The sequence below is a fragment of the Pseudoclavibacter sp. VKM Ac-2888 genome, from assembly GCF_015351285.1.
GTDB lineage: Bacteria > Actinomycetota > Actinomycetes > Actinomycetales > Microbacteriaceae > Pseudoclavibacter.
Map to the genome: position 1 here is coordinate 48,435 of NZ_JADKSM010000001.1, position 14,347 is coordinate 62,781.

Sequence of the window (14,347 nt, forward strand, 5' to 3'; positions counted from 1 at the left end):
GATGTCAGAGAACGTCACCGGCGGGGAGCTCGTCATCCGAACGCTCGAGGCGCTCGGCGCTGAGCGAGTGGTCGGACTGCCCGGCCAGCACGCGCTGCCCATGTTCGACGCGCTCGGCGACTCGTCGCTCGACTACCTCGGTGCGCGGGTCGAGAACAACGCGGCGTTCATGGCGGATGGGCACGCACGCGTCACCGGAACCGTCACCCCGCTCCTGCTCTCGGCCGGCCCCGGAGCGCTGACGGCGCTTCCCGGTCTGCAGGAGGCGGCGACGGCGAGCTCGCCCGTGCTGCTCATCTCGGCGCAGGTGCCGACCCCCGGCATCGGCGGCCAGGCCCACGGCTACCTGCACGAGCTGCGCGACCAGGAGTCGCACTTCCGCGGCATCGCCAAGGGCACGTGGAGCATCCGCTCGGTCGACCAGATCGTGCCGACCCTCGTCGAGGCGTGGCGCACGGCGCAGAGCGCCCCCGCTGGCCCCGTCTACGTCGAGGTGCCGCACGACGTGCAGCAGGCGAGCGTCGAGCTCGCGGACGGGCAGCTCGGCGGCCTCGCGGCGGAGGCGTACGCGCTCGCTCCAGAGGCCACGGGTGCGCAGCTCGACGCCGTCGCGAGGCTCCTCGCCGAGTCCTCGACGCCGCGCATCTACGCGGGCGGCGGCGTCGTCCGCTCCGGCGCCGGGGAGCTGCTCGAGCAGCTCGCCGAGCAGCTGCAGGCCCCCGTCGTCACCACCTACGGCGGCCGCAGCGCCTTCCCGTGGGCGCATCCGCTCTCGGCCGAGGGGTGGATCGAGGACATCGCGACCACCGAGTTCCTCGAAGCCGCCGACGTGCTGCTCGTCGTGGGCACGGGCCTGAGTGAACTCTCGTCGAACTACTTCCGACTCGCCCCGACGGGCACCGTCATCCACATCGACGCCGACGCGCGTGTGCTCGGCGCGAACCACGAGGGCACGATCACGCTCCGCTCCGACGCCGGCCTGGCGCTGCAGGGAGTCCTCGACCGCCTCCGCGCGAGCGAGCTCGGAGAGCGAGCGGATGCGCGCCCCGCCATCGACGAGCTCCTCGCGACCGTGCGCGGCAGGCTGGACGCGCAGCCCCTCGCCACGGAGCGGGAGCTCATGGACACCTTGCGCTCGGCCATCCCCGACGAGGTCGCGACCTTCTGGGACATGACGATCAGCGCCTACTGGGCCTGGTCGGCGTGGGATGCGCGCGGCGGCGTGTACGAGAACGGGCAGTGCGGCGGGCTCGGGTTCGGGCTGCCGGCGGCCATCGGCGCCTCCTTCGCCTCCCGCTCGCGCGAGACGCCGAACGGTGCCCCCGTCGTGGCGATCTCCGGCGACGGCGGAGGACTCTACGGTGTCGCCGAGCTGTCCACACTCGCGCAATCGCAGCTCAGCGTGACCTGGCTCGTCGTCGACGACGGCGGCTACGGCGTGCTGCGCGGCTACATGAACGAGGCCTACGGGCGGGCCACGGCGACCGAGCTCACGGGCCCCGACTACCTGGCGGTGGCGCGTGCGTTCGGCATCGAGTCGAGGGCCGTGGAGCTGGACACGCTCGCCGACGAGCTCGCCGCGAGCATCCGCACGCCAGGGCCCCGCGTGCTCGTGCTGCCCGCCACCCTCGAGCTGTTCGAGGCGACCCACACCCACCGGCCGGCGGTCCACCGATGAGAGCCCTGCCCGTCGTGCCGCGCAACGAGCCCGCCGCCATCGGCGGCAGGCTCCGGTCGGTGCGACAGCTTCGCCAGATGACGATCGAGCAGCTCGCCAGCGCGACGGGCCTCAGCAAGAGCTTCCTCAGCCGTGTCGAGCGCGACCAGACGTCGCCGAGCGTCTCCACGCTCGTGCTGCTCTGCGACGTGCTCAACATCGAGGTGGGCGAGCTCTTCAGCGCACCGGATGCGCAGCTCGTCCGCTTCGACGACGCACCGCAGATCAACCTCGGCGGCACCAACGTGTACGAGCGCCTGCTCAGCCCCCGCAACGACCCGCGCTTCCAGGTCGTGCGCTCCCGCGTCGACGCAGGCATGTCCGGAACTGGCGGGGAGGAGCTGTACTCCGTGAACTGCGAGGTCGACTTCCTGCACGTGCTGCGCGGGTCGATCACGGTCGTGCTCGCCTCGGAGACGTGGGAGCTCGAATCCGGGGACTCGATAACGCTCGACGGTCGTGAGCCGCACACGTGGCACACGCGCGACTCGACCGAGGGGGTCGAACTCCTCTGGGTGCTCGCCCCCGCCGCGTGGGGAGGCACGACCTGACCTTGCCCGACCCACTACTGTCGTTCACCGGCACAGACCGAGCGATCGCTCGGCACGTAACGCCCTTGTAAACCCTGCGTGACTTGGCGCCTCCGGCGGCAAGTTGCCTCCTAGATTACGCATGTTGCCTACAGATGATCACTGCTGGTGATCAAGAGAAGGAGAAATTCACATGGCATCCAAGAAGCTCATGAAGGCGGGCCTGGCTGGCGCCTCGTTCGTCGCCCTCACCGCACTGCTCGCCGGATGCTCGTCCGGTGACGCGCCGGAGGCCGACGTCTCCGAGGTCGCCGTGGACGAGGCGGCCGTCGCGCTCCTCCCGCAGGAGATCGCCGACGCCGGCACCCTCACGGTCGGCACCGAGGCGTACTACCCGCCCTACGAGTACCTCGACGCCGACGGCGCCACCGTCATCGGCCTCGACATGGACCTCATCAAGGCCGTCGGGCAGAAGCTCGGCCTCGAGGTCCAGATCGAGAACGTCGCATTCGACACGCTCCTCCCGTCGCTCGACACGGCACGCTACGACGTCGTCGTCGCCGCCATGACCGACACCCCCGAGCGCCAGGAGAACTACGACTTCGTCGACTACTTCAACGCCGGCCAGGGCATCGTCGTCGCAGAAGGCAACCCGGAGGGCATCACCGCCGAGGCCGACCTCTGCGGCAAGGCCGTCTCCGTGCTCCGCGACTCCGCGCAGCAGGGCATCCTCGAAGCCTTCAACACCGACATCTGCGCATCGAGCCCCATCGAGATCTCCGCGCAGGCCACCGACAACGACGCCCTCATCCAGGTGCAGTCCGGCCGCGCAGCAGCGTCGGTCAGCCAGTACCCGGTCGCGAGCTACAACGTCGAGCAGGCAAGCGGCTTCGAGCTCGCCAACGAGGAGCCCTTCCAGCCAGAGCCCCTCGGCATGGCGGTCGCGAAGGACAACCAGCTGAGCGCAGCCATCCAGGCGGCAGTCCAGTCCCTCATCGACGACGGCACCTACACCGAGATCCTGACCTCCCACGGTCAGGAAGGCGGAGCCGTCGAGGAAGTCACCATCAACGGCGCCGAATAGGCCCCGCGGAGACTGACGAACAACAACGGAGCTGAAGAACAGTGAACACCTCGACCGGCCCCTCCACGGGCGCGACGGGAGCGGTCACCACCGCCCCCGCCGCGCCCGCGGCCGACGCCCCCAAAATCGTCCCGCTGCGGCACTACGGCCAATGGATCTTCGCCGCGATCGTGCTCCTCTTCCTCGCGAAGCTCGTCTACGACGTCGCGACGGGATCGAGCATCCGCTGGGAGAAGGTCGGCTCGAGAGTCTTCGCAGAGGCCATCATGCAGGGCCTCCTCATCACCATCATGCTGACCGTGGTGAGCATGATCCTCGGCATCATCGGCGGCATCACCCTCGCCGTCATGCGCATCTCCAGCAACGGGGTGCTTCGTGCCATTTCGAGCGGATTCGTGTGGATCTTCCGAGGGACGCCGATCCTGGTGCAGATCCTCATCTGGTTCAACCTCGCGCTGTTCTTCCCGCAGATCGACCTGATCTTCATCCAGCTCGACACCAACGCCCTCATCCTGCCGCTCACCGCGGCAGTCCTCGGCCTCGCGGCCAACGAATCCGCCTACATGTCGGAGATCATCCGCGGCGGCATCATCTCCATCGACCCGGGCCAGAAGGAGGCAGCGGAGGCGCTCGGCATGACGCAGGGCAAGATCATGTTCCGCATCATCCTCCCGCAGGCGCTGCGCTCCATCGTGCCTCCCATGGGCAACGAGCTCGTCACGCTCCTCAAGGAGACGTCGCTCGTGTCGGTCATCGGTGCTGGAGACCTCCTCACGAGAGCCCAGCAGATCGGCGCCGCCGACTTCAGCCGCATGGAGATGCTGCTCGTCGCGAGCATCTGGTACCTGATCCTCACCTCGATCGCGAGCATCGGCCAGGGCTTCCTCGAGCGCAAGCTCGGCAAGTCCCGCGGCTTCACGACCCCGGAACCCGTGTGGAAGCGAGTGCTCACCTCGATTCTGCCCAACCGCAGGTCTGCAGGAACAAGCAGAGAGGCAATCCGCTGATGCCCGCATCCGCATCCACCGCACCCATGATCGAGCTGCGCAACGTCGCGAAGTCGTTCGGCAGCGTCGAAGTGCTCAAGGACATCTCGCTCGACGTGCACGCCGGCGAGGTCGTCAGCATCCTCGGTCCGTCAGGCTCCGGGAAGTCGACGCTCCTGCGCTGCCTCAACCACCTCGAGACCGCCGACCGCGGCGTCATCAGGGTGGCGGGGGAGCCCGTCGGCTACAAGGAGAAGAACGGCAAGCTCTACGAGCTGCGGCCGAACGAGATCGCGAAGCGCCGTCGGGACATCGGCATGGTCTTCCAGCGTTTCAACCTCTTCCCGCACATGACGGCGATCGAGAACATCATCGAATCGCCCGTGCAGATCCTCGGACACAAGAAGTCGGCGGCCATCGAGGCCGCCAAGGAGCTGCTCGAGCAGGTCGGCCTCGCCGACAAGGGCGACAACTACCCGTCGCAGCTCTCCGGCGGGCAGCAGCAGCGGGTCGCGATCGCCCGTGCGCTCGCCATGAAGCCCAGCGTGCTGCTCTTCGACGAGCCCACCTCGGCACTCGACCCGGAGCTCGTCGGCGAGGTGCTGCAGGTCATGACGAAGCTCGCCAAGGAGGGCATGACCATGGTCGTCGTCACGCACGAGATCGGCTTCGCGCGCGACGTCTGCGACCGTGTCGTGTTCATGGACGGCGGCGTCATCGTCGAGGAGGGCGCCCCGGAGGACGTCATCCAGAACCCCAGGCACGAACGCACGAAGCGCTTCCTGGCGCGCGTGCTCAAGTAGGCGGGCTGACATGACACGTCCACTGGTGATCTTCACCGACACGACCGACCTCTCGCAGGAGCCCGCCTCGAGGCTCCTGCGGGAAGCGGGCTACGCAACCGCCCACCTCGAGCTGCCGACCGCACCGGGACCCGACGCGATCGTGCCCCGCGAGCACCTCGCCGCCGTTGCCGCGGTCGTCGGCTACGCCCGCATCACGGCGGACGTGCTCGCGCAGCTCCCATCGCTCCGGCTCCTCGCGACGAGCTCCGTCGGCACCGACATGATCGACGCGGATGCGGCCGCCGCCAGAGGCGTGAAGATCGTGACCCTTGCTGGGGTCGCGACGGAGGAGGTCGCGGCGCACGCGCTCACGCTGCTGCTCGCCGCCGAGCGCTCCCTGCTGCGGAGCCTGCAGCTCGTGCGGAGCGGAGAGTGGACGGACGAGGCCACCGAGCGCCTCCGCGTGCCGCGACGCCTCAGCACGCTCACGCTCGGTCTTGTCGGGCTCGGCCGCATCGGCGGCAGGCTCGCCGAGATCGCGCGCCCCAGCTTCGGCCGCATCCTCGCCTTCGACCCCTACGCGCAGGTGGCACCGGACGGCGTCGAGCTCGTCGGCTCCCTCGAGGAGCTCCTGCGCTCCTCCGACTCGTTGAGCCTCCACCTGCCGCTCACCCCAGAGTCGAGGGGCATCATCGGCGCCGAGGCACTCGCCCTCCTGCCGGACGGCGCCGTCGTCGTCAACGTCTCGCGGGCTGGCCTCGTCGACGAGGCCGCCGTTCAGGCCGCCCTGGCTGACGGCTCCCTGCGTACCTACGCCGCCGACGTCCTCGACGGGGAGCCCCCGCACCCGAGCGACGCCATGCGCACCGACCCCGGCACGCTCATCACTCCGCACACGGCCTGGTGGTCGGACGCTGCACTCGCCGGCTACGAATCGCAGCCAGCGCTCAACATCATCGCCGAGCTCGGCGCACCAGCCGACCCCACCGGGAGCACTTCATGACAGACAAGCCCGGCCTGCCGCACGCGCAGGCAGACGCAACAGCATCCACCCCCGCCGCCGCGCACGAGAGCTTCCTGCGCGACTTCGACACGATGGGCGAGTTCGGGGCGACGGGGCACGGCGGCGTCGACCGGCAGGCCGCGAGCGACGCCGACAACGAGCAGCGCCGCTGGTTCCAGGCGCTGCTCGAAGGGCGCGGCTTCACCGTCGAGTACGATCGGATCGGCAACCAGTTCGGCCTGCTCGAGCTCGTCCCCGGCGCGCCGTTCGTGCTCATCGGCTCGCACATGGACTCGCAGCCGACCGCCGGCAAGTACGACGGCGCATACGGCGTGCTCGCCGCGGCGCACGCGGCGTTCCGCATCGCCGACGAGGCAGCCGCCGGCGGCATCGACGGCGTGAAGTACAACGTCGCCGTCGTCAACTGGTTCAACGAGGAGGGCTCGCGTTTCGTGCCCTCCATGATGGGATCGTCCGTCTACACGGGCGTGCTGCCGCTCGAGAAGGCCCTCGCCGTCCGTGACAAGGCCGGCATCAGCGTCGAGGAGGCGCTGCGGCCCACCGGCTTCCTCGGCGAGGGCACCGGTCCCGTCGCGGCGCTGTGCGCTGAGATCCACATCGAGCAGGGCCGCCTGCTCGAGAACGCCGGCACGACCATCGGGCTCGTGACCGCGACCTGGGCTGCCAGCAAGTACCGGGTCGTCGTCAAGGGCGAGCAGGCCCACTCGGGGGCGACCGTCATGGAAGACCGCAAGGATGCGCTCTACGGCGCCTCCCTGCTCGTCGTCTTCGCGCGCGAGCTCACCGACCGCTTCCCCGGCAAGCTGCACACGGCCGTCGGGCAGCTCGACGTCTACCCGAACTCGCCCGTCGTCGTCGCGAGCGAGGTGACGCTGCTGCTCGACCTGCGCAGCGACGACGAAGCCCTGCTCGCCGAGGCCAACGCCCTCCTGGACGCGCGCTTCGCAGAGATCGAGGCGAAGGCCCACGTCGAGATCGAGCGCACCCTGTCGCACTCGTGGGACGTCAACCCGTACCAGCCAGCCGGCGTCGACCTGGCCCGCTCCGTCGCCGAGGAACTCGGCCTCTCGAACGACGAGATCATGACCGTCGCCGGCCACGACTCGACGAACATGAAGGAGCTCGTGCCGACGGTCATGCTGTTCGTGCCCTCCGTCGACGGCATCTCGCACAACGAGGGGGAGTACACGGAGCCCGCCGACCTCGTCGCCGGTCTCGACGTCCTCACCGGAGTCGTGCGGCGCCTCGTCACCGGCCACCTCTCCTGACCCTGCCCCGCCCTGTCCCTGCCTGACCCCTGCTCCACCGCTCCCGCCCGTTCATCGCTGCCCGGCGAGTCGCCCCCTAGCGCCAGCGCCAGAGGGCGACTCGCCGGGCAGCGATCGCTCCGGTGTGGCGTGGCGAGGGTGAGGGAGAGGGGGCGACCGCGGCGGGGTGGCGAGGTAGCGTCGGCGAGGTAGCGAGGGTGGCCGGGTGGCGTGGCATGGGGCATCCGGCGGGAGAACTGTGGGTGCGATTCGCACCGATGCTTGAAGCACCTGGTGCAAAGTGTGCGCTTGGCCTGAGGTCTTTTTCGCTAGCTTCTGGGGAGAAGCACGCGGCAAGGAGGCCCCACAGTGAGCAACGATTTCTTCTGGATGAACCCCGCTCGGGTGACGCAGGACGGCAACGTCGGACCGACCGATTCGGCGCAGGTTCCTCGCTTCGCAGGGCCTGCGACCTTCGCGCTGCTGCCGAGGGTCGATGAGGTCGAGAAGCTCGACGTGGCGATCCTCGGGGTCCCGTTCGACAGCGGCGTCTCGTACCGCCCCGGTGCTCGCTTCGGTCCGGCGCACGTGCGCCAGTCGAGCCGACTCCTGCGCCCCTACCACCCGACGCTCGACGTGTCGCCGTTCGCGGCGCAGCAGGTCGCCGACGCCGGCGACGTCGCCGTCAACCCGTTCGACATCGAGGAGGCGCTCGGGACCGTGGAGCAGGCCGCGAAGGCCCTCAGCGACACGGGCGCGAAGATCGTCACGATCGGCGGCGACCACACGATCGCGCTGCCGCTCCTGCGCAACATGGCGCGCATCCACGGCCCCGTCGCGATGCTGCACTTCGACGCGCACCTCGATACGTGGGACACCTACTTCGGTGCGGCGTACACACACGGCACCCCGTTCCGCCGGGCCTTCGAGGAGGGGCTCCTCGACACGGACGCGCTCAGCCACGTCGGCACGCGCGGCCCGCTGTACGGCAAGCAGGACCTCGAGGACGACGAGCGCTTCGGGTTCGGCATCGTCAGCTCGGCCGACATCTACCGGCGCGGAGCGGATGCGGTCGTGCAGCAGCTTCGGCAGCGCATCGGGGATCGCCCGCTGTACATCTCCATCGACATCGACGTGCTCGACCCCGCACACGCGCCCGGCACCGGGACGCCGGAAGCTGGCGGCATGACGAGCCGCGAGCTGCTCGAGATCCTGCGTGGTCTCGCGGACCTCAACGTCGTCGGCGCAGATGTCGTCGAGGTGTCGCCGGCTTACGACCACGCCGAGCTCACGGGCGTCGCCGCGGCGCACGTCGTCTACGAGCTCGTCTCGATGTTCGCGGTGCGCCGCTAGCTGGACTGCGTCCGCGGCTGCTGGTTCGCTCTCGCCGGGTGCTGACCAACTTCAGTGCAGAATCGCGCTTCCTCACTGTTCCAAGGGCGGTTTGGGCGGTTCTGGCACTGAAGTTGGTCACGATGGTCGACGGCCGGGAGCTTCGGGCGGCGCCCGCACACGCGCCCCGTCCCCGTCCCCGTCCCCGTCCCCGTCGCCGTCGGAGTCACGGCCGCTGTCGGTGTCGGAGTTACTGCCGGTGTCTACGCGCGCGTCCGCGTCCTAGGCTTCTGGCATGGGATGCACTTGGCACGGAGCTCCGCCAGAACAGGTGACCGCGGCATGAGCGGCTCGAGCGTCGCGGCGAGCAGCGCCGCGCAGGAAGCGGCCTGGCACGACGGAGCCGTGGCGCCCCTCGAGGCGGTGCGGGACGGGATCTGGACGGTGGGCAGCCCGATGCCCGCGGGGCCGACGCCCGGCGGCCGCATCCCGTGCACGCTCGCTTCGGTGATCGCCGACGACGCGGGTGGCGTGCACGTCATCGACCCCGGCTCAGACTCCGACGGAAACCTTGCCGTGCTCGCCAGTGCCATCGCGGCGACCGGCCACCGGCTCGACCAGGTGCGGTCGATCATCGCGACGCACCTGCATCACGATCACCTCGGTCTGGCCGAGCGGCTCCGGGACGCGACGGGTGCGCCGATCGTGCTGCACCGTGCCGAGCAGGCGGCGCTCGATGCGCTGGCTGCGGACGTGCCGAGCGTCGAGGTCGAGACGGCCAGGCTCGTCGACTGGGGTGTGCCGGTCGATCGCCGCCCGGAGATCCTTCGGCTCGTCGGGCGGTCGGCGACGCCGGTCTCGCTGCGCGCTGACGTGCTTGTCGATGACGCGCAGCTGCTCGACGTGCCCGGCAGGCGGCTGCGTGCCGTCCACACCCCGGGCCACACACCCGGGCACCTGTCGATCGTCGACGAGGAGGCCCGGCTGGTGTTCACCGGCGACCACGTGTCGCCCGTGTTGCACCCGGGGCTCGGTCTCGGCGGTGACGATGGCAGCAACCCGGTGGTCCAGTACCAGCGCTCGCTGCGGCGCATCGCCGAGCTCGGCGTCGACGAGGCCGTGCCGGGGCACGGCTACCGGTTCGTGGGGCTTGGCGAACGCTGCGGTGAGCATGCGCGCCACAACCAGCGCCGCACCGATGAGGTCGCCGGCGCCCTCGAGGCATCACCCGACGCCTCGATCTTCGAGATCGCCTCTCGCCTCACGTGGTCGGCCGGCTGGGCAAGTCTCGAGGGCTTCACGCTGCGTTCGGCGCTCCAGCAGACGGCGATGCACGTCGAGGCCGTGCGGACCGAGACGGCCTGAGTGCGGCCAGACCTGGGCCTGCCCAGGTGCGACGGCGCCAACGGCGCCAACTCGGAGCTATGCCTGGTTGACTGCTGCCAACGTGATTCCTGGGGGAGTGCGACCGGAGCGCGAGCCACGACATCGAACACCGGAGGCCAACATGGAAGACGCCACCACTCGCCGCTGGATCTTCGCGGGGCTCGTGCTGCTGTCGGTGCTTGTCGTCGGCGCGTCCTTCCAGACCGGGGATGTGCTTCTGCGCATCCTGCTCATCCTGCCGACCGCGCTCCTGTGGGTCGTCTACCGTGAGGCTGAGCGACGCCGACGAGACGCGCGGGTCATGGCATCCGAGGGCGACAGCCAGGGCGCCGGCCGCCGCTGACCGGCGCACGCAGCACCGGAAGCGCCTGGGCGCAACCCCTGGGGCTGGTGGATCTTCGTCGCGTAGCGTCCGGTCCATGACCCATGAACCAGTAGGTGCCAACACTCCCGACGAGGGCCAGAGCGCCGCGCAGGCGGCCGAGGCTGCCGAGCGGGATGCGCTGCGCAGCGTCCGTGCCGTGGGCGAGGACCGCGGCGACCCCGACGCAGCTCGGCACGAGAGCGCGCCCACCCCGCCGAGTGAGGTCGACCCCGAAGCTGGCACGGATGCCGAGGGCTTCCCGGTCGAGAACCCGTCCGGCTGACTTGGGACAGTAAGACGGGTCTCTCCTCAGCTTCGAGTGGGCGCCGTCTCGCCCTGGGGCGTTCCCCAGGCGTCATTCCAGTAGCGCGCATCGGTGCTGCCCGTTCGGACGATCTCGTCGTGCTCGACGGGCGCTGACCAGAGCTGCAGCAAGTACGAGTCGACCACTTCGTCTTCGAATTCGCCGTCATGGCCCGCGTCGCGTCCTCGGGCAGTCACGCGGAGCCTGTATGTGCCACCGGGCAGATCGAACGCACCTGCGTCCATGCCGGTGAAGCCGCTCCACCACACTTCTCGGTCGTCGGTGAGCGAGACGGAGACTTCGACGCAGTCTTCGCCGGGGGCGTCGAGCTGCGGGCGCGCCTCGAGCAGCTCGATCTTCACCGCGGACCCTCCCGCGCGACGTGCGAGGCAGACGAACAGCATGCCGGGCAGTGCGGCCCCAACCCAACCGTTCTGCTGCCCGGCGAAGTGGGGCGCGAGGTCGCCGTCGTAATTGAACGCCTCCCACGTCAGGTAGAAGAGTCCGTAGTCGGTCATGACGACCTGGTCGAGGAGCACTGTCATACGGGCATCCTGCCAGCACGCGCGCGACGCGTGCGGCACACCAGCTCAACAGGGACCTAGGTCCATTGTCGCGAGTGCCCGCGTCGGCGAGTGTGATTCCTGAGATGTGATCTTCCCGACGTCTCTCAGGGAACCTCGACGAATGAGGAATCATGCGCAGCCCCCAAGCCCCCTCCAGAGCATCCCAAGCATCCAGAGCACCCCGATCTGCTCGTCTTCTCGGCATGGCGGCGATGGCCGCTGCCATCGGCCTGTTGGCGAGCGGATGCACGTCTGCCGGCGGTGACGGCGCGGGGAGCGCGACTGACCCGACGGCTCCCGAGGTCACGCGCCCTGCCGCGCCGGACGGCGAATTGCCCGCGGAACTCCAGGACGGGCTGCAGGCTGCCCTCGACGCGGTGATGGCCGAGCTCGAGGTGCCAGGTGCGGCCGCCGGGGTCTGGATTCCGGGCCAGGGCTCGTGGACGACGGCCACGGGACTCGCGAACGTCGAGGACAGCACGCCCGTCACGACGGACATGTCGTGGCCGATCCGCAGCATCACGAAGTCGTACACGGTCACGCTCATCCTGCAGCTCGCCGACGAGGGCAAGCTGAGCCTCGACGACACCATCGATCAGTACGTCGAGGGCATCACGAACGGCGACAGGATCACGCTGCTGCAGCTCGCGAACATGTCGAGCGGGAACGCCGACTACGTCACGGAGGCCTTCCAGGATGAGTTCCTCTCCGACCCGACGAAGATCTACACCCTGGAGGAGCTGAACGCCCCCGTCGTCGATCAGCCGGCGCGGTTCGAGCCCGGCGCCGAGTACCTGTACACGAACGCCAACACGAACCTGCTCGGTGCGGTCGTCGAGAAGGTCACGGGCGAGCCGTACGCGGATGCGCTCGACGCGCGCATCCTCACCCCGCTCGGGCAGACGGGCACGACGTACCTGACCGACGTGGACGACTGGGCGCAACCGCATCCCATGGGCTACGTCATCGACGACGGCAAGCCCGTCGCGCAGAGCGAGAACCCGTCGATTCTCGGCGCCGCCGGCTCGCTCTTCTCCACGCTCGAGGATGGGCGCGCCTGGGCGGAGACGCTCGGTTCGGGATCACTGTTGAAGCCGGAGACGCAGGAGCTGCGCCAGGTGGGCCACGAGATCCCGAAGCCGCCCTACGACCTGTATGCGGTGGGGATGGGGGAGACGAACGGGTGGCTCGGCCACAACGGCGAGGGGCTCGGCTTCACGGCCGCCACCTTCCACGACCCGGCGACGGGCGCGAGCATCGTCGTCTACATGAACGAGTCGGACAGCCCTGCCGGGCATCCGGCTGATATCGCCTTCCGCGCCCTCGCTGAGGTCCTCGCGAACGGAGCGGGCGCGTGATCGCCGGCGGCGTTGCCGGGCGAGCACGCGGATCAGGGTTCGGCCGCGGCGCCCGCGTCCTGACGGCGGGGGCCGTCGCGATGCTGCTGCTCACGGGGTGCGTCGCGGCCGACGCGAACGATGCGGACGTCCCGGTGTGGGACGGGACGACGCTCGTGTCCGTCCCTGGGCTTCCGGATGCGGCACTCGAGGTCATGAATCAGCCGCAGTTCGCGAGCGGCCGCTGGTCGATCGCGGTCGAGGATCTGGACACGGGTGAGGTGCTCGTCGACTTGGACGGCGAGAAGCTCGCCGAGCCGGGCTCCTTCGTGAAGACGTACAGCGCCGGTGCCGCGTGGGTGAAGTGGGGTCCTGACCACACGGTTGTGACGCCGGTGAAGCAGTCGGGCGAGGTCACGGCTGGCACGCTCGACGGTGATCTCGTGCTGGTCGGGCAGGGCGACCTGACGATGGGCGGACGCACCAAGGACGACGGCAGCGTCAGCTTCGCGAACCTCGACCACAACGACGCGAACCCCCTGCCGGGGGCGACGCTCACGCCCGAGGACCCCCTCACGGGCCTCGACGAGCTGGCCGCGCAGGTGAAGGCGTCCGGGATCACAACCGTCAGCGGTGACGTGATCATCGACGACCGCCTGTTCCAGGGCTCGCTCGCCGAGCAGCCGATCACCCCCATCGTCATCAACCAGAACCTCCTCGACGTGCTCGTCACGCCGGGGGAGGCGGGTGCCCCCGCGACCGCGGCACTCACACCTGCCGTCGGAAAGTGGGCGCTCGACCTCCAGGTGGAGACGGTGCCAGCTGGTGAGGAGTACAAGGTCGAGGCGCCGGAGGTGTCGGCAAGCGATCCGAACACGATCGTCGTGACCGGCACGATCGCCGCGGATGCCGACCCCGTTCTGCGGGTCTTCGAGTTCGACGACCCGTCGACGTTCGCCCGCACGGCGTTCATCGAAGCCCTGGAGCGCGCGGGGGTCACCGTCAGCGCCGACCCCTCCGCGGAGAACCCGAAGTCGGCCCTCCCGAACTGGGACGCCGTCGAGGCGCTCCCCGCGGTCGCGGAGCTCGAGTCGCTGCCGCTCGCCGAGGAGATCACCTACGTCATGAAGGTCAGCTACAACCGCGGCGCGCAGACCCTCATCTGCCGCCTCGCGGTCGACGCGGGCAAGACCGATTGCAACGAGGACGGCATGGGGGTCGCGCAGGCCATCTGGGCCGAGGCCGGCCTCGACACGACGGGCGCCTCCCTCGTCGACGGCTCCGGGCTCGAAGGCAACTACATCACCCCGAAGAACGCGGTGCAGATCCAGAGCCTCATGGCGGAGCGTCCCGACGCCGAGCGCTGGCGCGACACGATGCCGATCCTCGGCGTCGACGGGTCGCTCGCCGACGTGCAGAAGGACAGCCCGGCCGCCGGGAAGGTGTTCGCGAAGACGGGAACTCTCGCAAGCGCCGACGCGTTCAACGGCAGGCTCCGGCTCGGCACCAAGACCCTCGGCGGCGTCATGGTCACCGAGTCCGGCCGCAACCTGGCGTTCACGATCATCGTGAACCAGGGCTTCTACGAGGGCATGCCCGGGGTCTTCGAAGCGAACGATGACGTCGGCAAGGTCGCGGCGATCATCCAGCAGGCGTACTGACCGAGCATCCCCGAGTTCGCACGC

The 14,347-nt window shown here is 69.6% G+C and carries 14 protein-coding genes; 13 read left to right on the top strand and 1 reads right to left on the bottom strand.

Annotated features, from left to right (window positions below):
• Position 1: 1 nt before the first annotated feature.
• The 11 genes from ITJ61_RS00260 to ITJ61_RS00310 all read left to right on the top strand — a co-directional run bounded on the left by ITJ61_RS00260 (position 2) and on the right by ITJ61_RS00310 (position 10,738).
• Complete coding sequence (locus tag ITJ61_RS00260) at positions 2-1,678, top strand: thiamine pyrophosphate-binding protein (protein WP_104299207.1); 1,677 nt, start codon at positions 2-4, stop codon at positions 1,676-1,678.
• Positions 1,675-2,268 carry a helix-turn-helix domain-containing protein gene (locus ITJ61_RS00265; RefSeq protein ID WP_104242199.1) on the top strand — a complete coding sequence of 198 codons (594 nt, stop codon included), beginning with the start codon at positions 1,675-1,677 and terminating at the stop codon, positions 2,266-2,268. The genes ITJ61_RS00260 and ITJ61_RS00265 overlap by 4 nt, the downstream gene beginning before the upstream one ends.
• Before the next feature lie 172 nt (positions 2,269-2,440).
• Positions 2,441-3,331 (top strand): ABC transporter substrate-binding protein, encoded by an 891-nt coding sequence (locus ITJ61_RS00270; protein ID WP_104242197.1) that lies wholly within the window; start codon positions 2,441-2,443, stop codon positions 3,329-3,331.
• 41 nt (positions 3,332-3,372) lie between these two features.
• Positions 3,373-4,338: an amino acid ABC transporter permease gene (locus ITJ61_RS00275; protein ID WP_104242195.1), complete on the top strand. Its 966-nt coding sequence runs from the start codon at positions 3,373-3,375 to the stop codon at positions 4,336-4,338.
• Entirely contained in the window at positions 4,338-5,120 is a 783-nt protein-coding gene (locus tag ITJ61_RS00280) for an amino acid ABC transporter ATP-binding protein (RefSeq protein ID WP_323744266.1), read from the top strand. Before ITJ61_RS00275 ends, ITJ61_RS00280 begins: the two co-directional genes overlap by 1 nt.
• Positions 5,121-5,130: 10 nt before the next feature.
• Complete coding sequence (locus tag ITJ61_RS00285; RefSeq protein ID WP_194685146.1) at positions 5,131-6,105, top strand: NAD(P)-dependent oxidoreductase; 975 nt, start codon at positions 5,131-5,133, stop codon at positions 6,103-6,105.
• Positions 6,102-7,394 (top strand): M20 family metallo-hydrolase, encoded by a 1,293-nt coding sequence (locus ITJ61_RS00290; protein WP_194685147.1) that lies wholly within the window; start codon positions 6,102-6,104, stop codon positions 7,392-7,394. The genes ITJ61_RS00285 and ITJ61_RS00290 overlap by 4 nt, the downstream gene beginning before the upstream one ends.
• A gap of 369 nt (positions 7,395-7,763) precedes the next feature.
• The gene (gene speB / locus ITJ61_RS00295) at positions 7,764-8,726 is read left to right on the top strand and encodes an agmatinase (RefSeq protein ID WP_104301129.1); all 963 of its coding nucleotides are present in this window, start codon (positions 7,764-7,766) and stop codon (positions 8,724-8,726) included.
• 321 nt (positions 8,727-9,047) lie between these two features.
• The gene (locus tag ITJ61_RS00300) at positions 9,048-10,070 is read left to right on the top strand and encodes an MBL fold metallo-hydrolase (RefSeq protein WP_194685148.1); all 1,023 of its coding nucleotides are present in this window, start codon (positions 9,048-9,050) and stop codon (positions 10,068-10,070) included.
• Between the two features lie 142 nt (positions 10,071-10,212).
• Entirely contained in the window at positions 10,213-10,434 is a 222-nt protein-coding gene (locus ITJ61_RS00305) for a hypothetical protein (RefSeq protein ID WP_194685149.1), read from the top strand.
• A 76-nt stretch (positions 10,435-10,510) separates the two neighbouring features.
• Entirely contained in the window at positions 10,511-10,738 is a 228-nt protein-coding gene (locus tag ITJ61_RS00310; protein WP_104301116.1) for a hypothetical protein, read from the top strand.
• Positions 10,739-10,764: 26 nt separating this feature from the next.
• Here ITJ61_RS00310 and ITJ61_RS00315 read toward each other — a convergent pair whose 3' ends face one another.
• Complete coding sequence (locus ITJ61_RS00315; protein WP_194685150.1) at positions 10,765-11,304, bottom strand: hypothetical protein; 540 nt, start codon at positions 11,302-11,304, stop codon at positions 10,765-10,767.
• A 224-nt stretch (positions 11,305-11,528) separates the two neighbouring features.
• Between ITJ61_RS00315 and ITJ61_RS00320 the strand changes: the two genes are divergently transcribed.
• Both ITJ61_RS00320 and dacB read left to right on the top strand, forming a co-directional pair.
• Positions 11,529-12,683, top strand: coding sequence for a serine hydrolase domain-containing protein (locus tag ITJ61_RS00320; protein ID WP_194685151.1), 1,155 nt, complete (start codon positions 11,529-11,531; stop codon positions 12,681-12,683).
• On the top strand, positions 12,680-14,323 hold the full coding sequence (gene dacB, locus ITJ61_RS00325; RefSeq protein ID WP_323744267.1) for a D-alanyl-D-alanine carboxypeptidase/D-alanyl-D-alanine-endopeptidase: 1,644 nt from the start codon (positions 12,680-12,682) through the stop codon (positions 14,321-14,323). The genes ITJ61_RS00320 and dacB overlap by 4 nt, the downstream gene beginning before the upstream one ends.
• The last annotated feature ends 24 nt before the right edge of the window (positions 14,324-14,347 follow it).